The organism is Luteimonas sp. A611, from assembly GCF_054072715.1.
This window is the reverse complement of record NZ_JBSVRP010000001.1, coordinates 2,221,116-2,244,176: the sequence shown is the minus strand read 5'-3', so window position 1 is coordinate 2,244,176 and position 23,061 is coordinate 2,221,116. Positions and strand designations below refer to the sequence as shown.

Genomic DNA, 23,061 nt, shown 5'->3' with positions numbered 1-23,061 from the left:
TCCCATGACCATCCTGTGCCGAACCGCCATTGCCGGCGGCGTGCTGCTGGCGCTGCCGTCCTTCGTGTTCGCGGCCACCTATACGGTCGGTCCGTCCGGTCGCCAGTACACGCAGCTGTCCACGCTGGTGAACAACGTCAACCTGGAGCCGGGCGACGTCGTGCTGGTGGATGGCGGCGCGACCTACAGCGGCAATATCGTGGTCGGCAGCAACGACAGCGGGGCGCCGGGCAATTCGGTGACGTTGCGCTGGAACCGCGCGGTGGGCGCGACGCGGCCCGTGCTCAGCGGCGGGTCGCACACGATCAAGTTCCAGCAGTCCAACCACGTGGTGTTCGAGGGCTTCGACGTGCTTGGGGGGTCGTCCTCGTGCATCTTCAGCGAGGCGCACGACGTGACCGTGCGCGACACGATCGTGCGCGACTGTCCGTCGCACGGCATCCTCGGCGCGGACAACAACTCGGGGTCTTTCACGCTCGAGTACAGCGAGGTCCGCGATTCGGGTTCCGGCACGCAGCGCCATCCGATCTACATGCAGTCCGATGAGGTGGCGTACCCGGGCTCGGTGTTCCTGATGCGCTACAACCATGTGCACAGCGGCAACGGCGGCAACCTGCTCAAGAACCGGCACGAACGCGCGCTGATCTATTACAACTGGTTCGAGAACTCCGCCTATCAGGAACTCGAACTGATAGGCCCGGACTGCGAGACGCAGCAGTCAGGCTGGTCGCCCGACCTGCGGCGCGAGGACGTGGACGTGGTGGGCAACGTCATCGTCCACAGCTCTAGCTGGCGCAACGCTATCCGCGCCGGTGGCGACCTCAACGGGCGCAGCCAGGGGCGGCTGCGCATGGTCAACAACACCCTCGTCTTCAACCGTTCCGGCAATGCGACGGCGGTGCTGGTGCAACTGGGCCTGGAGTCGCTGGAGATGCACAACAACGTCATCTTCCAGACCGGATCGGGGGCGGCGCCCACGATCCTGCGCGTGCACGCGGCCTCGGAAGTCGAGACGCCGTATTGCGCGCCGAGCAGCCGCGAACCCTGGTCGAGTGGGCGCAAGGTTGCCGGTTCCGGCAACTGGGTGCAGAGCACAGCGACGATGGTGCCGGGCGAGTGGACCGGCACGCTGCGCGGGACCGACCCCGGCTTCACCAGCCTCGGCCAGCTGCAGCTGCGTCCGGCTACGACCAGCCCGCTAGTCTCGGCTGGCAATCCTCGGCCGCCGGCGCCCCCGGGATTCCCGTTCCCGTCGCCGCTGCTGCTGCTGCCGCAGTTCGACCCGCCGCTGCGCGCGAAGTTGCCGATCGGCGGCGAGGTCGCGCGCGTGCCGGGCGCACGCATCGACATCGGTGCGCTGGAAAGTGCAGGTGGCGGGCTGCGGCTGCGCCGCAACGGCGCGCAGCCGCTGGCGCCGCCGGGGGCGTCCGCTGCCGCGGCAGTGGATCGCGGAGCGTCCGGCGCCGGCGGACGGGTCCGGGTCGACATCGACCACGGTGTGGAGTCGGATGTGCGTGCCCCGACGAACGAGGTGTCCGGGGTAGTGCCCGCGGGATCCGGCCGGCACGTGCGGATCCTGCCGCCGGTGCAGGTGCTGTGGCAGCGCTGGCGTCAGTGGGTCGATGCGCGGCAGCGGGACACGGCCACGCGTTAGCGACCACGCGCACGGTTGCGCAACCGGGGTGTCGTTGCGACGATCCCCGGCATGCGATGCAGCCCGGACCCGCAACAACATCCCGCCCTTGAGCAGGCGTTCCTGCGCTGCCTGCGCGACGACGGTCCCGCGCTGGCGGCGCAGGCCGAGGCCGGCGTGCTTGTCGCGATGTTCGACCTGGAGGACTGGCAGCCTTACCTCTCCCGGGCCGCCGCGCTGATCGACGCCCAGGAAGCCGCGCGCGTCGCGCGCCAGCGCCTGGCGCCCAATCGCGACGTGCTCGTGCTGGCCTATGCGCTGCACCGCCTGCTGCTGTCGCAGGTGCTCGGCTGTGGAAGCGGAGATGTTCCGCTGGTCCGCGACGCCAAGGGATGCCCGCGCCTGCGTGATGATCGCCTGTTCACCAGTCTCAGCCACGCCGGACAGCGGGTGGCCATCGCGATTGCCGGCGCCGGCCCGATCGGCATCGATGTCGAACCCGCCAGTCGTGCGCCGGACATGCCCGAGCTGGCCGAGCGCGTCGCCCACCCGGAGGAGCTGCGCGAACTGGCGTACCTGGCGCCGGGCGCGCTGGGTGAGGCGTTGCTGGCCATGTGGGTGCGCAAGGAGGCCTTGCTCAAGGCGGCCGGCATCGGGCTGGAGCGCGAGATGGACAGCTTCGTCGCGCCCTGGGGCGTCGCGCTGGCGCTGCCCGGGGACACCTTCCCGGGGCGATCGGTGGAGCTGCGCGCCCTGCATGACCCGGGCTGGGCCTGCGCCGTGGCGGTGCCGCCGGGCGCAGCGATCATGCTGGCCACGCCTGCGCGCGGCGGCCTGGCGCACGCGCCGCTGGCCGCGAACCGGGATGAAACGCGTTAACTGATTCCGGAGTAGCAGTTCTGTTGGGGGCGGCCAGATGGTCGACGCGAGCGGGTATTGGGAATCGACGTTGGCTGGCGCGCCCGAATCGATCGGATTGTCGACCGACGGGGCGCGCAGCGGCTTCGGCAGCGTCGCCGGCCGGCTGTCGCCCGTGCTTGCAGGCAGGATCGACGCGCTTGCCGCGGCGCAATCGGTCGAAAGATCCGACGTGCTGCTGGCTGCATTCCTGCTGCTGCTGCATCGGCTTTCGTCGCAGGCCGACATCGTGCTGCCGCGCGCCGGCCTCGACGGACAGGCGCTGCCGCTGCGCTTCGAACTGGCCGACGACATCGACGTGGCCGCCTGCCTGCGCACGGTGGCCACGCGCTCGCGCGAAGCCGCGCAGAATGCGCAGGCGTGGCGCGAGTCGGGCGTGCCGGCGCCGGACTGGCAGGTGCTGTTTTCCGATGGCGCGCCGATCGCAGCCACGGACGGGCTGCTGCTGGCCATGCGCGCGCAGCCTGCCGAAGCCGATGGCGGCATTCTGGTCGAACTGCATTTCGCCAACGCGCTGCTCGACAGCCCAGGCGCGGAGCGTTGGCTGGGGTATTGGCGGCAACTGCTCGATGCAATGCTGGACCAGCCGCAGGCACGCATCGCCGATCTGGCGATGCTGACCCCGGCGCAGCTGGCCGAGGCGGTGGAAGCGGGCAACGACACCGGCGTCGCATTCGAGCCGGTGGCGAACGTGCATCGCCTGTTCGAACTCCAGGCCGCGCGCACGCCCGATGCGCTGGCGCTGGTACAGGGCGGACGGCGCCTGAGCTATGCCGAACTCGATGCCCAGGCCAATCGGCTTGCGCGACACCTGCGTGCCTGCGGGGTGGGGCCGGACGAGCGCGTGGCGATCTACGTCGAGCGCGGCGTCGAGGTGGTGCTGGGCCTGCTTGCGGTGCTCAAGGCCGGCGGCGCCTACGTGCCGCTGGACCCGACCTACCCGGCCGACCGGCTGGCCTACACGCTCGCCGACAGCGAACCGCGCGTGCTGCTGACCATGTCGGGAATGGAGAACCCCGCGCATGAGGTGCTGGGCGAACTGCCGCCATCGCTGGCGGTGATCGACCTGCGCGACGACGCGGCCTGGCGGGCGCTGCCCGCGCACGCACTGGAATCGGGCGAAGGCGATGTGGGCGCAGCCAACCTGGCCTACGTGCTTTACACCTCCGGCTCCACCGGCAAGCCCAAGGGCGTCGCGATGACCCACGGCCCGCTGGTGAACCTGATCCAGTGGCAGATGCGCGAGCCCGGCAACGATGCGCCGCTGCGCACGCTGCAGTTCGCCGCGCTCGGCTTCGACGTGGCGTTCCAGGAAACCTTCGCCACCCTGGCCACGGGCGGCGAGCTGCACCTGATCGACCAGGACACGCGGCTCAGTGCAGGCAAGCTGTTCGAGTTCATCGTCGAGCGCCGCATCGAGCGCCTGTTCCTGCCGTACTTCGCGCTGCAGATGCTGGCCGAGGGTCTGGAAGGGCAGCTGGCCGCGCTCGCGCCCGGCGAGCGCGTGCGCTGCGACCTGCGCCAGGTGATCACCGCCGGCGAGCAGCTGCGCATCGAGCCGAAGATCGTGCGCTTCTTCTCGCACCTGCCCGGCGTCCGCCTGCACAACCACTACGGCCCGACCGAGACCCACGTCGTCACCGCGCTGACCCTGGACGAGGATCCGACGACCTGGCCACGGCTGCCCAGCATCGGCCGGCCGATCGCCAATGCGCGCGTGTACGTGCTCGATGGCCACGGTCGTCCGCTGCCCACGGGCGTGGTCGGGGAGATCCACCTGGCCGGGCCGGTGGTGGCGCGCGGCTATCTCAAGCGGCCCGACCTGAGCGACGAGCGCTTCCTGGCCGATCCGTTCGCCGACCGCGCGGCGCGGATGTACCGCACCGGCGACCTGGGCCGGCGCCTGCCCGACGGCAGCATCGAATACCTGGGGCGCCAGGATTTCCAGGTCAAGATCCGCGGATTCCGGGTCGAGCTGGGCGAGATTGAAGCGCAGGTGATGGCGTTCCCCGGCGTGCGCCAGGCCGGCGTGCTGGCGCGCGAGGACGTCCCGGGGCTCAAGCGCCTGGTGGCCTATCTCGCGCCGCAGGACGCGGCCGCGCCGGTCGATCTGGAGCCGCTGCGCCAGCATCTGATCGCGCACCTGCCCGACTACATGGTGCCGGTGGCCTACGTGCAGATGGACGCGCTGCCGCTGTCGCCCAACGGCAAGCTCGACCGCGGCAAGCTGCCCGCGCCGGGACGCGGCCGGCCCGACTGGGCCGGCCAGTACGCCGCGCCGCGCACGCCGGTCGAAAGCGCGCTGTGCCGGATCTTCGCCGACGTGCTGGACCTGGAAGACCTCGGCCGCGACGACAACTTCTTCGATCTCGGCGGCACCTCGCTGCTCGCGTTCCGCGTGCTCGAGTCCGCGCGCCGCGAGCGCGTCGGCGACGTGCCGCCGATGGCACTGTTCCGCTCGCCCACGCCGGCGCTGCTGGCGGCGGAGATGGCCGCGGGTGCCTCGACCACGCTCGACGCATCGCGCCTGTCCACGCGCCGCGGCAACGACGACGAGCCGATCGCGATCATCGCGATGGCCGGCCGCTTCCCCGGCGCCGCTTCGGTCGAGGCGCTGTGGGACAACCTGTGCGCAGGCCGCGACAGCGTGGCGCGCTTCAGCGCCGAGCAGCTCGATCCGGGCATCCCCGAGTCGATGCGCAGCAACCCGGGCTACGTGCCCGCGCGCGGCGTGTTCGATGACGTCGACCGCTTCGACGCAGCCTTCTTCGGCATCTCGCCCAAGGAAGCCGAACTGATGGACCCGCAGCAGCGGGTGTTCCTGGAACTGTGCTGGGAGTGCATCGAACGCGCCGGGCACGTGCCCGATGCCACCACGGTGCCGGTCGGCGTGTTCGCCGGCATGTACAACGCCAGCTATTACCAGCGCCACGTGCTGTCGCGCCCTGACCTGGTCGAGAAGCTCGGCGCCTTCCAGGTGATGCTGGGCAACGAGAAGGACTACATCGCCACGCGCGTGGCGCACAAGCTCAACCTCACCGGGCCGGCGATCAGCGTGCACACCGCCTGCTCGACCTCGCTGGTCGCGATCGCGCAGGCGATCGACAGCCTGCGCGCGGGCCGCTGCGGCATGGCGCTGGCCGGCGGCATCGCGGTGACCTGTCCGGTCAACAGCGGCCACCTGTACCAGGAAGGCGGGATGCTGTCGGCCGACGGCAGCACGCGCAGCTTTGACGCCGATGCGACCGGCACGGTGTTCAGCGATGGCGCGGCGGTGGTGCTGCTCAAGCGCCTGTCCGATGCGATCGCCGACGGCAATCCGGTGTACGCGGTGGTGCGCGGCGCGGCGATCAACAACGACGGCGGCGGCAAGGCCAGCTTCACCGCGCCCAGCAGCGAAGGCCAGGCGGCGGTGATCGCGATGGCGCACGCCGACGCCGGCGTCGATGCGCGCAGCATCGGCTACGTCGAGACGCATGGCACGGCCACGCCGATGGGCGATCCGATCGAGATCGAGGGGCTGACCCGCGCGTTCCGGCAGGGCACGACCGACACCGGCTTTTGCGTGGTCGGTTCGGTGAAGAGCAACATCGGCCATACGCTGATGGCCGCAGGCGCCACCGGTGTGATCAAGACCGCGTATGCGCTGCAGCACGGCTGCATCCCGCCGACCGCACATTTCCGCAGTGCCAATCCGGTCATCGATTTCGACAGCACGCCTTTCCACGCCAGCGGGGAACTGCTGCCGTGGCCGGAGGTCGACGGCGTGCCGCGCCGTGCGGGCGTGAGTTCGTTCGGCGTGGGCGGCACCAATGCGCACGTGGTGATGGAGCAGCCGCCGCTGTTGCCGGCAACGCAGCGCGTCGATGGCCCGCAGCTGCTGGTGCTGTCGGCACGCACGCCGGTGGCGCTGTCCGAAGCGGTGGCGCGCCTGGCCGATCACCTGGAAAGCGAACCCGGGATCAACCTGGCCGACGTGGCGTGGACGCTGGCGGTGGGGCGCAAGGCATTCGCCCACCGCGTCGCCATCGCAGCGGAGGACAGCGCCGACGCGGTGGCGCGGTTGCGCAGCGCGGAGCTCGGCGCGGCTGCCGCGAAAACGCGGCCGGTGCCGGCGGGCGAGGCGGTGTTCCTGTTCCCCGGACAGGGCTGCCAGTACGCCGGCATGGGTCGCGAATTGCATGCGCGCGAACCGGCGTTCCGCGAGGCCTTCGACGCTTGCGCCGCCGTGCTCGACGGCGAGCTCGGACTGGACCTGCGCGCGCTGGTGTTTGGCGACGATGGCGATGCGCTGCTGCCCACCGCGATCATGCAGCCGGCGATCTTCAGCATCGAGTATTCGCTGGCGCGCTGGTGGATGGCGCAGGGCGTGGTGCCGGTGGCCATGGCCGGGCACAGCGTGGGCGAGTTCGTCGCCGCCACCCTCGCCGGCGTGTTCGAACTGCCCGACGCGCTGCGGCTGGTGGCCCGGCGCGGGCGCCTGATGCAGGCGCAGCCGTCCGGCGCGATGCTCTCGGTGCGGATGCCGCACGATGCGCTGGCGGCGAAGTTGCCGGACACGCTGTCGCTGGCGGCGGAAAACGCGCCCGGCACCTGCGTGGTCGCCGGCCCGCACGGGGAAGTGGCGGCGTTGCAGTCGCAGCTTGAAGCCGAAGGCGTGGCCTGTCGCCTGCTCAAGACTTCGCACGCCTTCCACTCGGCGATGATGGACGAAGTGGTGCCGCGCTTCCGCAGCGAAGTCGAGGCGCTGGTGCGACGCGCGCCGACGATCCCGATCGTGTCGACGGCGACCGGCGACTGGCTGTCCGACGACCAGGCGACCTCCGCCGAATACTGGGCGCAGCACCTGCGCCAGCCGGTGCGCTTCTCCGCCGCGATCTCGCGGCTGCTGGAGCGGCGCGAACACGTGCTGCTGGAAATCGGGCCGCGCAACACGCTGGCCACGCTTGCGCGCCAGCAGCCGCTGCTGCAGAAGCAGCGCATCGCGGCGCTGGCCTCGCTGGCGGATGCGCCCGAGCGCGAGCATGCCGCGCTGGTGACGGCCTTCGGGCAGGCCTGGGCCGCTGGCCTGTCGCTGCGGCCGGAAGCACTGGACCGGCGCGACCGCAAGGCGCGGCTGCGCCTGCCGACCTATCCGTTCGAGCGCAAGCGCTACTGGGTGGAGGTCGCTGTGGAGCAGCCGCAGGTCGTCGCGACGGAAACGCACGCGCATCCGGCTACGACTGCAGCGGTTGTCCTGGACAGTGTGGCGACTGCGGCGACCGAATCCACCGCGTTGGGGCCATCAGGCGCGGCCTCTGCTGCCGTCGACATGGCATCGATCCTCGACCTCCAGTTGCAGCTGATGTCGCAGCAGCTGGCCGTGCTGTCGGCGGCCGGCGACGACCAGGACGCCGTGCTCAAGGTGCTGCAGAAGCAGCGCCTGATGCCGCAACAGCTCTCGGTCGCGGCACTGGCCGAGCCCGCCGGACCGTAGCTCGATCTGCCTGGCCGCGTGAAGGGTTGGTTCTGCGGCGACCGCGGCTGACGCTACGGGCCGGAATGCGCCGCGTTTTGCGTATTCCATGTTCGTGGGCAGGCGGAGAAGGGATGTGCCGGCTGCCCGCGTTTCCCCCAGGCGTCCCGGAGTCCATCGATGAGCGTTCAGGATAGGCAAGCTTGCGTCGTGGCCAACCGGGCGACGCGCCTGGCCGGCCAGGTCCGCGAGGTGTTCGAGGATGTCGCCGGCTTCGACATCCAGGAAGAGGATGACGGCGCCAACTTCATCGAGCTCGGGCTCGACAGTCTGATGCTCACCCAGGTCGCGCTGCAGCTGCAGAAGACGTTCGCGGTGAAGATCAGCTTTCGCCAGTTGATGGGCGAGTGTGCAAGCCTCGAACGGCTGGTCGCGGCGCTGGATACACAGCTGCCGCCAGAGCCGGCGCAGCCGGTTGCGCAGCCAGTGGTCGCAGTGCCGGTTACGGCCGCCGCGCCTGCAGTGCAGATGCCTGTTGCGGCCCCGGCAGTCGCCGCGGTTGCCGCGCCTGCGCCGTCGCTGCCTGTCTTCATGCCGCCGGCCGCCAGGCCCAGCGGCGACTCCAGTGCCGTGCGCGCGCTCATCGCGCAGCAGATGCAGCTGATGTCGCAGCAGCTGGCGCTGCTGGCGGGTGCGCCGGTGGCAGCGCCTGTCGTACAGGTCGCTGCGTCGCCGGTCGCAGCCGCTGCGCCGCAGCCCGCGCCGCAGGCGGCGGAGCCGATGCAGCTCGAGGCTGCGGCCACGGCTGCCGAGCCTGCGAACGATGAAGAAGCCGCGCTCGCGCACACGCGCTATGACGTCAAGAAGGCGTTCGGCGCCATCGCGCGCATCGACGCAGCCGGCGGCACCGAACTGGAGCCGCAGCAACGCGCGCGCCTGGACGCCTTCATCGAGCGCTACCTCGCGCGCACGCCGAAGTCGAAGGCCTATACGCAGCAGCATCGCCCGCACATGGCCGACCCGCGCGTGGTCACCGGCTTCCGTCCGCTGACCAAGGAGATCGTCTACCAGATCGTGATCGAACGGTCGAAGGGTGCGCGCGTCTGGGACATCGACGGCCACGAATATGTCGACGCGCTCAACGGTTTCGGCACCAGCCTGTTCGGCTGGCAGCCCGATTTCGTGCTCGATGCGGTGAAGGCGCAGCTCGAGGCCGGCTACGAGATCGGCCCGATGCATCCGCTGGCTGGCGAGGTCTCGCAGCTGGTCTGCGAACTGACCGGGCTCGACCGCGCCGCGCTGTGCAATACCGGTTCGGAAGCCGTGCTGGGCGCGATGCGCGTGGCGCGCACCGTCACCGGACGCGAGACCATCGTGGTGTTCTCAGGCTCCTACCACGGCATCAACGACGAAGTGATCGTGCGCGGCACCAAGAAGCTGCGCGCCGTGCCCGCCGCGCCGGGCATCCTGCGCAACACCGCGGAAAAGGTGCTGGTGCTCGACTACGGCACCCCCGAAACCCTGCAGATCATCCGCGAGCGCGCGCACGAGCTGGCCGCGGTACTGGTCGAGCCGGTGCAGAGCAGGCGCCCCGACTTCCAGCCGGTCGAGTTCCTGCGCGAAGTGCGCCGGATCACCGCCGACGCCGGCGCCGCGCTGATCTTCGACGAGGTGATCACCGGCTTCCGCTCGCACCCAGGCGGCGCGCAGGCGCTGTTCGGGATCCGCGCCGACCTGGCCACCTACGGCAAGGTGGTGGGCGGCGGTTTCCCGATCGGGGTGATCGCCGGAAGCCGCGCGTACATGGATGCGCTCGATGGCGGCCACTGGCAGTACGGCGATGATTCCGTTCCGACGGTCGGTGTCACCTACTTCGCCGGTACCTTCGTGCGCCATCCGCTCACGCTGGCGGCCGCGAAGGCATCGCTGCTGCACATGAAGCAGCACGGCACGGCGCTGCAGCAGCGGCTCAACGAACGCACCGCGGCGATGGCCGCCGAACTCAACGCATTCTCGGCGCAGGCCGGCGCGCCTCTGCGGATCAAGAACTTCGCTTCGCTGTGGCGCACGCACTTCGACGAGGACCATCCGCAGCAGGAGCTGCTCTTCGCGATGATGCGCAGCCGCGGCATCCATATCCTCGACAACTTCCCCTGCTTCTTCACCACGGCCCACACCGAAGCCGACTTCCAGGCGATCACCCAGGCCTGGAAGGACTCGGTGCTGGAGCTGCAGGAGGCCGAGCTGCTGCCGCGCCGCACGGCCACGCCGCGCACGGTGATGGACGCGGCCGAGCCGTCGGTGCCGGGCGCGCGCCTGGGGCGTGACCCCGAAGGCCGGCCGGCGTGGTACGTGCCGGATCCGCAGGCGCCCGGGCAGTACCTCAAGGTCGGCACGTGAACAACAGCAGGGAGGCGTACATGGAGAACGCCGTCGTGGTCGCATACGACCCCTTCGCAGGCGGCGCGGTCGCCCGGGTGGTGCCGACGACCGAGCCGCAGCGCGAGCTGTGGCTGGCCGCGCACCTGGGCGAGGATGGCTCGCTGGCGTACAACGAATCGGTGTCACTGCATCTGCGCGGCGAGCTCGATACCGCGCGGCTGCAGCAGGCGCTGCAGCAGGTGGTCGGCGCGCACGAAGCGCTGCGCGCGAGCTTCGGCCCGGATGGCGAGACGTTCTGCGTGCTCGAGCCGGCGCCGGTGCTGCTGCGGTTGACCGACCTGTCCGCGCTCGACGCGGACGCGCGCGCCGCGCAGCTGGAGCAACGCCGTCGCGCCAGCGTGGAAACGCCATTCGTGCTGGAGAAGGGGCGGCTGTTCCGCGCCGAGCTGCTGCAGCTGGGCCCGCGTGAGCATGTGCTGCTGATGCATGCGCACCACATCGTCTGCGACGGCTGGTCGTGGTGGGTGATCGTGCGCGAATTGGGGGCCGCCTACGGCGGGACCGGAGCACAGGGCGCGGCGGTGCAGGGCTTCGCGGACTACGCGCTGGCCGAGGCGCTGCATCCGGCCGGCCCGCAGTACCGCGACGACGAACGCTACTGGCTGTCGCGTTTCGCCAACGGCGCGCCGGTGCTGGAGCTTCCCACCGACCGGCCACGCCCGGCGCGACGCAGCTTCGCCTCGTTGCGCGAGGACCACGTGCTCGATGCCGCGCTGGTGGCGGCTGTGCGGCGCCTGGGCGCGCGTCGCGGCGCCAGCCTGTTCGCGACCCTGCTCGGGTCGTTCGCGGCGCTGGTTGCGCGCATCGCCGGCCAGGACGAGGTCGTGGTCGGCATTCCGGCCGCGGGCCAGTCGGTGGACGGGCACGACCATCTGGTTGGCCACTGCGTCAACCTGCTGCCGCTGAAGTTCGAGCTTGCACCCGGGCAGACCTTCAACGGCCTGGTGGATGGCGCGCAGTCGACCCTGCTCGATGCGATCGAGCACCAGCGCTACACCTTCGGCACGCTGCTCAAGAAGCTGCGCGTGCCGCGCGATCCGGCGCGGCTGCCGCTGGTCAGCGTGATGTTCAACATCGACCAGGCGCTGGACCAGGAGCGCAGCGGCTTCACCGGCCTGGCGCTGGACCTCACCACCAACCCGCGCCGCTACGAGAACTTCGAGCTGTCGATCAACGCGGTCCAGGTCGAGGGCCGCATCCGCCTGGAAACGCAGTACAACACCGACCTGTTCGACGCGGCCACGGTGCGCCGCTGGTTGGCGGCGTTCGAGAACCTGCTGCGCGCGGCCTGCGATTCGCCCGATGCGCCCGTATCCGGGCTGTCGCTGCTGGACGATGCGCTGTTCGACGAGATCGCCGCACTGCAGCCCACGCCGGTGGCCTTCGACCGCGAGTGCCGCATGCACGAGCTGTTCGAGGCGCAGTGCGACCGCGGCCCCGGACGCATCGCGCTGCGCGCGGAGCAAACGCAGCTCGACTACCGCACGCTCGATGCACGTGCCAACCGCATCGCCCGCCTGCTGCGCGCCCGTGGCGTGGGCAGGGGCGCGCTGGTGGGGCTGGCGCTGGACCGGGGCGCGGACATGCTGGCCGCGCTGCTGGGCATCCTCAAGTCCGGCGCAGGTTACGTGCCGCTGGATCCGCAGTTTCCCGCCGACCGCCTGGCCTACATGGCCGCCGACGCCGGCCTGGCCGCGCTGCTCACCCAGCAGCGCCATGCCGGCCGTTTCGACCTGGGCGGGCGCCCGGTGCTGGCGCTGGACGAACTGGCCGCCGAACTCGAAGCACTGCCGGCCGAACGGCTGGGCCGCGACGAGGCCGCCGCGGATCCGGAATCGCCGGCCTACGTGATCTACACCTCCGGTTCCACCGGACGGCCCAAGGGCGTGCAGGTGCCGCACCGGGCGGTATCGAACTTCATCGCCTCCATGCAGCGCGAGCCCGGCCTGGGTCCCGACGACCGTCTGCTGGCAGTGACCACGCTGTCCTTCGACATCGCCGTGCTGGAGCTGATGCTGCCGCTGAGTGTCGGCGCGCAGGTGGTGCTGGCCGACAAGGACACCGTGGTCGACGGCTTCGCGCTGGTGGACCTGCTGGCGCAGTCGCAGGCGACCGCCATGCAGGCCACGCCGGCCTCGTGGCGGCTGCTGGTCGAGGCCGGCTGGCAGGGACGCGCCGGCTTCAAGGCCATGTGCGGCGGCGAACCGTTGCCGCCGGACCTGGCGCGGGATCTGCTCTCGCGCTGTGGCGAGCTGTGGAACCTCTACGGCCCCACGGAGACCACGGTGTGGTCGACCGCGGTGCAGGTTCGCGAGGGCAGGGCGGGCGCCGCGCCGGACATCCATATCGGCCGCCCGATCGACAACACCCAGGTGTGGATCCTGGACGCGAACGCGCAGCCCTGTCCGCGTGGGGTGTCCGGCGAGATCTGCATCGGCGGCGAAGGCGTGACCCTGGGCTACCTCGCGCGTCCGGAGCTGACCGCCGATCGCTTCCTGCCCGACACGTTCGCCGACGCCGCCCGCGGCTTCGGCACCGGCATCCCGGCACCGCTGCTGTATCGCACCGGCGACCGCGGGCGCTGGCGCCCGGACGGCAATCTCGAGCACCTCGGCCGCCTGGACTTCCAGGTCAAGGTGCGCGGCTACCGGATCGAGCTGGGCGAGATCGAAAGCCGGCTGCTGGCGCATCCGGGCGTGTCGCGCGCCGTGGCGATGGCGCGCGAGGACCGGCCCGGCGACCAGCGGCTGGTGGCCTACCTGGTGGTGACGGGCGCAGGCGATCCGGACGACAGGGCGCTGATCGCGCACCTGAAGCAGCAACTGCCCGACTACATGGTGCCGCAGCACTTTGTGCGGCTGGCGGCGATTCCGCTGCTGCCCAACGGCAAGGTGGACCGCAAGGGTCTGCCTGCGCCGCTGGCGGAGACCGCACCAGCGCAGGCGGAGCGGACAGCCCCGGCGGAGCCGCAGGACGCGCTGCAGCAGCAGGTGCTGCTGGCGATGCGGCAGGTGCTGGCACGCCCGGACCTGGGAATGGACGACGGCTTCTTCGAGTCAGGCGGACATTCGCTGCTTGCCGCGCAGCTGTGTGCGCGGCTGGGCCGCGACACCGGCACGCCGCTGCGCCTGCGGCAACTGTTCGACGCGCCAACCGCCAGGCGCCTGTCCGACGCGATGCGCATGCACTCGCCGGCAGCGCCGTCGACGCAGGTCCTGGCCATCCCCAGGTGCGCCGACCAGTCGACCGCGCCGCTGACGCCGATGCAGCAGCGGCTGTGGGTGCTCGAACAGATGGAGCCCGGCGGCGTGACCTGGAACACGCCGTCCGCGCATCGCCTGCATGGGCCGATGGACGAGGACGCATTCGCCCGTGCATTCGCGGAAATGGTGCGGCGCCAGCCCTCGCTGCGCACGATCCTGGTCGAGCCCGACGATGATGGCCCGGTGCAGAAGGTCCTGGACGACGTCGAGGTGCCGCTGCTGCCGCCGGTCGACCTGTCGCACCTGGCCGAGCCGGCACGCATGCAGGCGCTGATGGCGGACCTGGAGGCGCAGACCGCCGAACCGTTCGTGCTCGACCGCGCGCCGCTGTTCCGCGCGCGCCTGTACCGCCTGGCCGACGACGACCACGTGCTGTACTTCATGACCCACCACGCGATCTGGGACGGATGGTCGTTCGATGTGCTCTACAGCGAGATGTCGGCGCTGTACGCGGCCTTCGCGGCAGGCCGGCCGTCGCCGCTGCCGGCGCTGGAAACCAGCTATGCCGACTACGCCACCTGGCGCGCGGACGCGCTCGATGGCGACGGCGCGAACCGCCAGCTCGCGCACTGGAAGCAGCACCTGGCTGGCGACCTGGAGCCGCTGCACCTGCCCGAGGACCGGCCGCGTCCGGCACTCGCCAGCGGCATCGGCGGCACCGACTGGGTGCACGTCGACGCGGCCACCACCACGGCGCTGCGCAACATCGGCGCCGCTGCCGGCGCGACGCTGTTCATGACCCTGCTGGCGGCCTACTACGTGCTGCTGCACCGGCTGGGCGGACAGCGCGACCTGGTGGTCGGCCTGCCGTTCCGCAACCGCCCCACCGAAGCCCTCGAGAAGGTCATGGGCTTCTTCGTCAACATGCTGCCGCTGCGCCGTCGGCTGGACCCGGCGATGCCGTTCCTGCAACTGGTGCAGGAGGTCAGGGCCGGCGTGGTCGAGGCATTTGAATATCCCGACGTGCCGTTCGAACGGCTGGTGCGCGAACTCAAGCTGCCGCGCGACCCGAGCCGCTCGCCGGTCTACCAGGCCGTGTTCTCGTTCCAGGACGTGCGCGCGCGCAACCTGCGCTGGGGCGAGCTGCAGCACGAACACCTGCTGATGTTCCAGAAGGGCATGGCCAACGACCTCGGCATCTGGTTCCTGGAGCATGGCCAAGGGCTGTCGGGCGCGGTGGGCTACAACGTCGACATCATCGACGCCGACGGTGCGCGGGCGATCTGCGACCGGTTCGGGTCGCTGCTGCAGTCGCTGTGCGCGCAGCCTGGGCAGGCGATCGGCGACGCCAGCCTGTTGTCGGCGGCCGATCGAGACCGGCTGGGCGAATGGAACTCGACGGTGCGGCCGCTGCCGCCGCAGCGCTCGACCTGTGCGCTGCTGGCCGAGCAGGCGGCGCGCACGCCGGAGCGCATCGCCCTGCGCAGCGAAGGGCAGCGGCTGACGTATGCGCAGCTGCATGCGAGAGCAGGCGCCATTGCCGGGGCGCTGCATGCGCGCGGCGTGCGCCCGGGCGATCGCGTCGGCATCTGCCTGACGCGCGGCCCGGACATGGTCGCCGCGATGATCGCGGCCTGGCGCGTCGGCGCGGCCTACGTGCCGCTGGATCCGGACTATCCGGCGGACCGGCTGGCCTACATGGCCGGTGATGCCGCCCTGGCGCAGGTGATTGGCGAAAGCGGACTGTCCGCGCCGCTGGGGCTGCCGCGCGAGCGCCTGCTGCTGCTCGATGCGGACACAGCCGAAGTCGACGCCGCGCAGCCGGCGCCGGCATCCGATGACTCCGTTGGCCGCGATGCGCCGGCCTACGTGATCTACACCTCCGGCTCGACCGGCCGGCCCAAGGGCGTCGTGGTTCCCCACGGCGCGGTGCTCAACTTCCTCGACAGCATGCGTGAGGCGCCCGGCCTGCAGCCCGACGACGTGCTGCTGGCGGTGACCACGCCCTCGTTCGACATTTCGGTGCTGGAGCTGTTCCTGCCGCTGTCCACCGGCGCGGGCATCGTGCTCGCCAGCCGCGAGCAGGCGAGTGATGGCGACGAACTGGCTGCGCTGGCCGCACGCGAACCGGTGACGGTGATGCAGGCCACGCCGTCCACCTGGCATCTGCTGCTCGACGCGGGCTGGCAGCCGCCACCGCGCTTCAAGGCGCTGTGCGGAGGCGAGGCGCTGGCGCCGGAGCTGGCCGCGCGCCTGCTCGAGCGCGGGGTCGAACTGTGGAACATGTATGGCCCGACCGAAACCACGGTCTGGTCCACCTGTGCACGCATCCAGGCAAGCGCCGACGGCACGCCCGACATCCACGTCGGACGTCCGATCGCCAACACCAGCGTCTGGATCCTCGGCGAGCGCGGCCAGCCATGCCCGCCCGGCGTATCCGGCGAACTGTGCATCGGCGGCGCCGGCGTGACCCTGGGCTACCTCGGCCGCGAGGCGCTGACCGCGGAGAAGTTCATCGCCGACCATGTCGCCCCGCACGACCATGGCACCGGCCTGCCGGCGCGGCTCTACCGCACCGGTGACCGCGCGCGCTGGCGCAAGGATGGCGTGCTGGAACACCAGGGGCGACTGGACTTCCAGGTCAAGATCCGCGGCCACCGCATCGAGCTTGGCGAGATCGAAGCGGTGCTGGAGTCGGAGCCTGGCGTCTCACGCGCCGTCGTGATCGTGCGCGAGGATGCACCGGGCGACCAGCGCATCGTCGCCTACGCCACGTCCTCGGGCGCGCGCCTGGACGAGGCCGCCCTGCAGGCGCGGCTGCGGCATGTGCTTCCGGGCTACATGGTGCCCCAGCACCTGGTGTCGATGGACGCGCTGCCGCTGCTGCCCAATGGCAAGGTGGATCGCAAGTCGCTGCCGCCGCCCGTGCTCGCCGCCGCGTCCACAGCGCTGCACACGACGGCACGGCATGCCGACCCCCGCGTCGGCTATCTGGTCGACGTATGGACCGACATCCTCGGAACCATCGCCGGTCCGGATGACAACTTCTTCGACCTCGGCGGGCATTCGATGCTCGCAGCGAAGATGGCCAATCGCGTCTCGCGCGACACCGGCCACCGGATCAAGCTGATGCCGCTGGCGACGCAGACGCTGGCGCTGCTGGCCGCGGACATCCCGCTGTCGGCACTGCCGTCAGCGCTGGTGCCGGCAAGCGCGGATCGCGCCGGCCGGGCTACGCCCGCGGTGGACGGGAGCGACGGGCGGATCTTCCATTTCGGCCCGGACGCGCGCCGCCTGTTCGGCATGCGCCACGGTGCGCTCGCCTCGCAGGCCGGCCGCAAGCCGCTGCTGGTGCCGTCGCCGCTGCTGCAGGAGGGCGTGGTCTGCCAGCGCGCACTGTGGATGCTGTGCGAAGGCATCGCCGCGCGTGGTGGCCAGGCCATGCGCTTTGACTGGTACGGCAGCGGCGAGTCCGCCGGCGATGCGCTGGACGTGGAATGGAGCGGCATGCAGGACGACCTGCACCAGGCGATCCGCAGGCTCGATGGCGCAGGCGCGGGCGTGCGCATCCTCGCATTCCGCAGTGCCTGCCTGCCGGTGCTGGCCACAGCGGCCGCGCAGGCGAGGCCGGTCGATCTCGTGCTCTGGGATCCGGTCCTCCGTGGCGGTGCCATGCTCGACGAGTGGAAGCGGCAGCACCGCGTGCAGCTGACGGCCGCGGGCCGCTACCTGCGCGAGGGCAGGGCGGTGGCACGCGCGGACGAACTGCACGGCTTCGACGTGTCGCCGGCCCTGCTCGATGCAATTGCCGGGCTCGACTTCCGCACGCTTGCGCTGCCCGCCGGCAGCCGGGTGAAGGTGCTGGAGTGGGCGGGCGATGCGCCGGACACGGATGCTCTGGTCGAAGCGCTGCAGGGTGCGGGCGTCACGGTGGAGCGCGTGGCATTGACCGCCGACGACCGGCCGACTTGGGACGACCCGGCACGTTTCGAAGCCCAGGTGTTCCCGCGCCGCAGCGTGGGCGAGGTGGCCTCGTTGATCGAAGGTAAGCAGGCATGAGTGCAGCGGTGATCGAGGCAATTGAACCAGTGGGCCGGGAAGCGGATCCATCCCCGATTGAGCCGGACATGGCGGAAACGCTGCACGGCTTCGGCGACGGACTGGTCGGCACCATCTCGCGCCCGCTGGGGCGCACGCCGCGTGGTACCGCGCTGGTGCTGCTCAACGCCGGGCTGGTGCACCGGATGGGGCCGTTCCGGCTCTACGTGCAGATGGCGCGGCGGCTGGCCGCGCAGGGGTATGTGGTCCTGCGCTTCGACCAGTCGGGGCTGGGCGACAGCACGCTTTCGCCGCGCGTGTCCGACAACCGCAAGCGCGACGAGGTGGCCGCGGCGCTGGACCTGGTCGCGCGCGAGACGGGCGTGGCGCGTTTCGTGCTGGGCGGCCTGTGCTCGGGCGCCGACGACGCGTTCAACTTCGCACCGCTCGAACCGCGGGTGGTCGGGCTGCTGTTGATGGATGGCATGGGCTACCCGACCCGCGGCCACCGCTTCCGCCACTACCTGCCGCGCCTGCTCAATCCGCTGCGCGTGCTGCGTTTCCTGTACAGGCGCTTGCGCAATGCACCTGCGGATGCGCTGGTGGTGGGCAACGATGACCTGCGTGATTTCCCCAGCCGCGCCGAGGCAACCCGGCGCCTGGAATCGCTGGACGAGCGCGGGGTCAGCACGCTGCTGCTCTATACCGGCGGCGTCGTCTCCTACTACAACCATCGCCGGCAGGCGCGGGAATGCTTCGGCAAGGTGATGCGCTCGCCGCGCATGGCGACCGAATACTGGCCCGAGTGCGACCACACGTTCTACGTGCGCGCGCATCGCGAAAAGCTGTTCGAGAAGCTGGTCGACTGGATGGGCACGCGCTTCCCCGACTGAGCGGCGCGGCGCTCTGTGTCATCACGCCGTCCGTTTTCCCATTTCGCCCTCACCCTTTTGTCATTTCGCCCTCATCCTTTTTGTCATTTCGCTTCCCCTTTTGTCATTTCGACCGAAGGGAGAAATCTGCGCGCGAGGCGCCAGATGCTTCTTTCCGGCTTGCCCGGATGCGGAGAGGGCGATCGCGGCTGAAGCCGCTCCTACAGGAACAGCGAGTGTTCGCCGCAAATACAGGCACAGCGGGTCTTCGCCGCAAAGCCAGGGACCATCGTTCCGGCCGAGGTGTCTTTGCAGGGCGGATTCGGACGCGGCCCGGCGGGTATGCCGGATTTCTCCCTTCGGTCGAAATGACAAAGGGCTGGGCCGTTGAAACGACAAAGGGCTGGGCCGTCGAAATGACAGAGGGCTGGGCCGTCGAAACGACAAGGTCGGCGGTCGCCACGAATGAATGCGCAGATGACTTCCGCAATGAACGCACAGAGGCCATCCGCAATGACAACGCAAAACGGGCGCCGCCAGGCCGCAGGCCGGACGGCGCCCCGTGTCGCGGTCAGCAGGGCCGTGCCAGGTCCTTCCTGAGGTCGTAGACCTTGCCGCTCATGGCCGCGTGCCAGTCGTGGCCGTCGGCCACGTCAGTGCACAGCAGCAGCAATTCCGCGTGTTCGAGCACCTCGTCGGGCTCGGACACCAGCATCTGCGCCAGGTGCGGCAGGTGGCGGTCGATGTAGCTGAGGTTGCGGCCGCGCAGGCGGCCCAGGGTCACGTTCGGGTCGTAGATCCTGATCGTGTGGCCCCAGCCGGTCAGCGTTTCCACCAGCTCCACCATCGGGCTTTCGCGCAGGTCGTCGGTGCCGTTCTTGAAGCTCAGGCCGACCAGGCCGATCTTCTTGCGGCCCTCGTCGCGGACCATCTTCAGCGCGCGCTTGAGCTGGCTCTCGTTCGATCCGAGCACCGAGGAGAGCATGTTCAGCTTCAGTGCGCCGTGTTCGGCAAAGCGGCTGATCGCACGCACGTCCTTGGGCAGGCAGGATCCCCCAAAGGCGAAGCCCGGCCGCATGTAGGCCGGCGAGATATTGAGTTTCCTGTCCTCGCACACGAGCTTCATCACCTCATGCCCGTCGGCCCCCATCGCCTTGGCGACGGCGCCGATCTCGTTGGCGAAGGTCACCTTGACCGCGTGGAAGGCGTTGCAGGCGTACTTGACCAGGGCCGCGGTGCGCGAGTCGGTGACGAACTGCTTGCCGTCCACTTCCGCGTACAGGTCCAGGATCGGCTGCGCCTGCTCCTGGCTGGACGCGCCCACCAGCACGTAGGGCGGCTGGTAGTAGTCCTTGAGCGCCGAACCCTCGCGCAGGAACTCCGGGTTGTTGCACAGCACGACGGCTTCGACGAAGCCTTCGCCCAGCGCGGCATCCAGCGCGTCCTGCATCTGCGTCTCGAGCAGGCCGGGCAGCAGGGTCGAGCGGACCACGATGTGGTACGGCTTGGGCGCAGCGCGCAGCGCCTGGCCGATGCTGGCGATCACCGCCTCGAGCGCGTGGGTGGTGACGCTGCCGTCGTCCATCGAAGGCGTGCCGACCGCGATCATCGCGATGTCCGACTCGGCCACCGCGCGCGCGGTGTCGGTGGTGGCGCGCAGGCGGCCGTTGGCCACCTGTTCGGCGATCAGCTCTTCAAGCCCGTTCTCGCGCAGCGGCGCCTGGCCGGCGTTGATCTCGGCAACCTTGTCCTCGTCGATGTCCACGCCGACCACCGAATGGCCATCCTTGGCCAGGCAGGCGCCGGTGACGCAACCGACGTAGCCGAGGCCGAATACCGCAACATTGCTCATGATTTCTGGGGCTCGCTATTGGGAAGGGAAGAAACCGGTGCTCAGGCCGCGCTGCGGGCTTTGCTGCGCGCGATGACGTCCAGGCAGATCGATTCGAACTGGCGGGCGATGGTTTCGCTGCCGTAGTGCGCGCGTACGAAGGCATCGGCCGCATCGCCAATGCGCCTGCGCAGCGCCGCATCGTCGATCAGCCTCACGATGTCCTGCGCGAACTGCGCGGCCGTATCGGCCTGCAGGAAGTGCGTGCCGGGCTCGACCGGCAGACCTTCGGCGCCGATGGTCGTGCTGACCGTGGCCCTGGCCATCGCCATGGCCTCGTAGATCTTCAGGCGCGTGCCGCCGCCGACCAGCAGCGGCACCACCACGACCGAGGCCTGCGCCAGGTAGGGCCGCACGTCTGGCACCGAGCCGGTGACCGCGATGCCGGGGCGCTCGGCGAGCGCGCGCACGGCCGGCGGCGGGTTGCGGCCTACCACCTGGAAGGTGGCCGATGGACGCTGCCGGATCACTTCGGGCCAGACCTCGTCGCAGAAGAAGCGGATGCCGTCCTGGTTGGGAAGCCAGTCCATCGAGCCCAGGAACATCACCCGTCCCTCGATCTCGTCCTGCGGACGGGGATCGAAGAATTCGGTGTCCACCGCGGTGTCGATCGCGTCGACGTGCTGCCAGCCGTAGCGCTTGCCGAAGATCTCCGCGTCCTGCCGGCTCACCGCGATCACGTGGTCGAAGTGGCGGCCGCACAGGCCTTCGAACGCCTCCATCTTGCGGAACTGGTTGAACATGTACGCGCGCATGAGCCCGCCTTCGCTGACCTGCGCGTGGCGCTCCAGGATCTGCGCCTCGACGTTGTGCTGGAACAGGATCGTCGGCGGCAGGTCCAGGCCGATGGTGTGGCGCGCCATCTGCACCGTGTCGCAGATCACCAGGTCGTAGCGCTCGTTGCGCACCAGCGCCTTGATCCTGTCGCGCAGGCGCGCGTCGTAGTTGCGGTCGATCGCGTAGGGGCGCGGCGAGGCGAGGTTGGCGACGGCGCCGGCAAGGAAGCGCGGGCTGCCGTGCGGCGAGGCTTCGCCCGGCACCGCCTCGACCTGCAGGCCCAGCGCGGCCATCTGTGGCAGCAGCGCTTCTTCGCCCTGGCGCAGGTTGCAGACATAGGTGACGTCGTGCCAGCGCGCCAGGTGCTGCAGCAGGTTGAGCACGCGGATCTTGCCGCCTGTGTCGCGCGGAAACAGGATCTGCTTGTGCAGGAACAGGATCTTCAGGCGCGTCGGGTCGGCTTTGCTGGACATGGGCGTTCGTTACCTGGTGTGTGGCGACGCGCGATCGCGGCGACGCCAACGAAGAGAACGTCAGATCGGCGCGGGTCGGGACAGCGACTGCGCGGCGCGCACGCGCGACGTGGTGTGCACCAGGAAATCGCTGATCGCAGCAACCGCGTCGCGACGATCGCGCGGCCCCACCGCCGGCTGCGGCACGGGCGCATCGAGGCAGCGCATGATCGCGTCGGCCAGTGCGTCCGCGCGTTCCGGCGGGACCAGGGTGCTGGCGCCCAGCGCGGCGATCTCGGGAATACCGCCGACCTCGCTCGCCAGCCACGGCGTGCCGCAGGCCGACGCCTCCAGCAGCACGTTCGGCACGCCCTCGGAGCGGCTGGGCAGCACGAACAGGTCGGCCGCGTGCAGCCAGCGCGGCAGTTCGTGGTGCGGGCGGCTGCCGTGGAAGCTGATCCTGTCGTCCAGCCCGAGCGCATGCGCCTGCTGCACGAGCCGCGCCCGATCGCTGCCTTCGCCGATCAGGTGCAGGTGCCAGTCGCCGCGCGTATCGGCCAGCCTGCGGCAGGCCTGCAGCAGCACGTCGATGCCCTTGACGTGGACGAGGTTGCCGATGAACAGCAGGTGCCGCGTGGAAGGGTCGAGCGCCAGCGCCTGCCGCGCCGCAGCGCGGTCGCCTGGCCCGAACACGGTCTTGTCGACGCCGTCCATGACCACTTCCACCCGGTCGGGGTCCGCGCCGAGTTCGACCACGCGCCGGCCGAGGTCCGCCGACACCGCGATCACGCCGTCAGCCTGCGACAGCGCGAAGCGCGTGCCTTCGCGGCGCGCGGCGTATTCGTCGACGCGGCGCACGTCGCTGCCGTGCACCTGCAGCACTACCGGCAGGCCGTGGCGCCGCGCCAGCCGGACCGCGGCCCAGCCATCGGGATAGGCCCAGGTGGCGAACACCATGTCGGGTGCGAACTCGCGCACGTGCCGGTCGAAGCTGCGGCGCACCGATTCGAGGAAGAAGCGGCCGTACATTCCGCGCAGCACGCCGGGCGTGTACCAGTAGCGCGGGTGTTCGACCGGGATGCCGTCGCTCACGCTGCGGCGATCGCGGGGAATGGCGGCCCCGCTGCCGCGCAGCGACCATTCGTCGCGCCAGGCGATCGGGGCGATCAGCCGTACCTCGTGCAGTCCGGCCAGGAAGCGGAAGCGGTGCCGGTTGAAGGCGGCCCGGTGCGGCTGCAGCGGGTTCGGGTAGAGGTTGGTCAGTGCGAGGATCTTCATCGTCACCCGTGTATCGCGCTGCATGCGCGCGGCGGCTATGTCCGCGATGGTGGCGGCCTGCCGCCGGGCATCGGGGCGGTCACTGGCGCAATGGCGCATGGT

At 70.4% G+C, this 23,061-nt stretch carries 9 protein-coding genes; 6 read left to right on the top strand and 3 right to left on the bottom strand.

Features of this window, described 5'->3' with window-relative positions:
- Nucleotides 1-4 precede the first annotated feature (4 nt).
- The 6 genes from ACW5EG_RS09945 (at nt 5) to ACW5EG_RS09920 (ending at nt 18,582) form a co-directional block, all read left to right on the top strand.
- On the top strand, nt 5-1,654 hold the full coding sequence (locus ACW5EG_RS09945) for a NosD domain-containing protein (protein WP_457019772.1): 1,650 nt from the start codon (nt 5-7) through the stop codon (nt 1,652-1,654).
- Nucleotides 1,655-1,705: 51 nt separating this feature from the next.
- Entirely contained in the window at nt 1,706-2,512 is an 807-nt protein-coding gene (locus ACW5EG_RS09940) for a 4'-phosphopantetheinyl transferase family protein (protein ID WP_457019770.1), read from the top strand.
- 97 nt (nt 2,513-2,609) lie between these two features.
- Entirely contained in the window at nt 2,610-8,027 is a 5,418-nt protein-coding gene (locus tag ACW5EG_RS09935; RefSeq protein WP_457021362.1) for a hybrid non-ribosomal peptide synthetase/type I polyketide synthase, read from the top strand.
- A 159-nt stretch (nt 8,028-8,186) separates the two neighbouring features.
- A complete protein-coding gene (locus ACW5EG_RS09930) occupies nt 8,187-10,406 on the top strand; it encodes an aminotransferase class III-fold pyridoxal phosphate-dependent enzyme (RefSeq protein ID WP_457019767.1) in 2,220 nt (739 codons plus the stop codon).
- A 20-nt stretch (nt 10,407-10,426) separates the two neighbouring features.
- Nucleotides 10,427-17,710 carry an amino acid adenylation domain-containing protein gene (locus ACW5EG_RS09925; RefSeq protein ID WP_457021361.1) on the top strand — a complete coding sequence of 2,428 codons (7,284 nt, stop codon included), beginning with the start codon at nt 10,427-10,429 and terminating at the stop codon, nt 17,708-17,710.
- A 68-nt stretch (nt 17,711-17,778) separates the two neighbouring features.
- Nucleotides 17,779-18,582, top strand: coding sequence for an alpha/beta fold hydrolase (locus tag ACW5EG_RS09920; RefSeq protein WP_457021360.1), 804 nt, complete (start codon nt 17,779-17,781; stop codon nt 18,580-18,582).
- A gap of 550 nt (nt 18,583-19,132) precedes the next feature.
- Here ACW5EG_RS09920 and ACW5EG_RS09915 read toward each other — a convergent pair.
- Genes ACW5EG_RS09915 through ACW5EG_RS09905 form a run of 3 tightly spaced genes read right to left on the bottom strand, consistent with a single transcriptional unit; the run spans nt 19,133 to nt 22,959 of the window.
- On the bottom strand, nt 19,133-20,413 hold the full coding sequence (locus ACW5EG_RS09915) for a nucleotide sugar dehydrogenase (protein ID WP_457021359.1): 1,281 nt from the start codon (nt 20,411-20,413) through the stop codon (nt 19,133-19,135).
- Nucleotides 20,414-20,454: 41 nt separating this feature from the next.
- Complete coding sequence (locus tag ACW5EG_RS09910) at nt 20,455-21,702, bottom strand: glycosyltransferase (protein ID WP_457019760.1); 1,248 nt, start codon at nt 21,700-21,702, stop codon at nt 20,455-20,457.
- A 60-nt stretch (nt 21,703-21,762) separates the two neighbouring features.
- Complete coding sequence (locus tag ACW5EG_RS09905) at nt 21,763-22,959, bottom strand: glycosyltransferase family 4 protein (RefSeq protein WP_457021358.1); 1,197 nt, start codon at nt 22,957-22,959, stop codon at nt 21,763-21,765.
- Nucleotides 22,960-23,061: the final 102 nt, after the last annotated feature.

Bases quoted from the DNA above. Each gene is read 5' to 3' on its own strand.
- ACW5EG_RS09910 (WP_457019760.1), bottom strand. From the start codon at position 21,702: ATGTCCAGCAAAGCCGACCCGACGCGCCTGAAGATCCTGTTCCTGCAC.
- ACW5EG_RS09940 (WP_457019770.1), top strand. From the start codon at position 1,706: ATGCGATGCAGCCCGGACCCGCAACAACATCCCGCCCTTGAGCAGGCG.
- ACW5EG_RS09915 (WP_457021359.1), bottom strand. From the start codon at position 20,413: ATGAGCAATGTTGCGGTATTCGGCCTCGGCTACGTCGGTTGCGTCACC.
- ACW5EG_RS09925 (WP_457021361.1), top strand. From the start codon at position 10,427: ATGGAGAACGCCGTCGTGGTCGCATACGACCCCTTCGCAGGCGGCGCG.
- ACW5EG_RS09905 (WP_457021358.1), bottom strand. From the start codon at position 22,959: ATGAAGATCCTCGCACTGACCAACCTCTACCCGAACCCGCTGCAGCCG.
- ACW5EG_RS09945 (WP_457019772.1), top strand. From the start codon at position 5: ATGACCATCCTGTGCCGAACCGCCATTGCCGGCGGCGTGCTGCTGGCG.
- ACW5EG_RS09920 (WP_457021360.1), top strand. From the start codon at position 17,779: ATGGCGGAAACGCTGCACGGCTTCGGCGACGGACTGGTCGGCACCATC.
- ACW5EG_RS09930 (WP_457019767.1), top strand. From the start codon at position 8,187: ATGAGCGTTCAGGATAGGCAAGCTTGCGTCGTGGCCAACCGGGCGACG.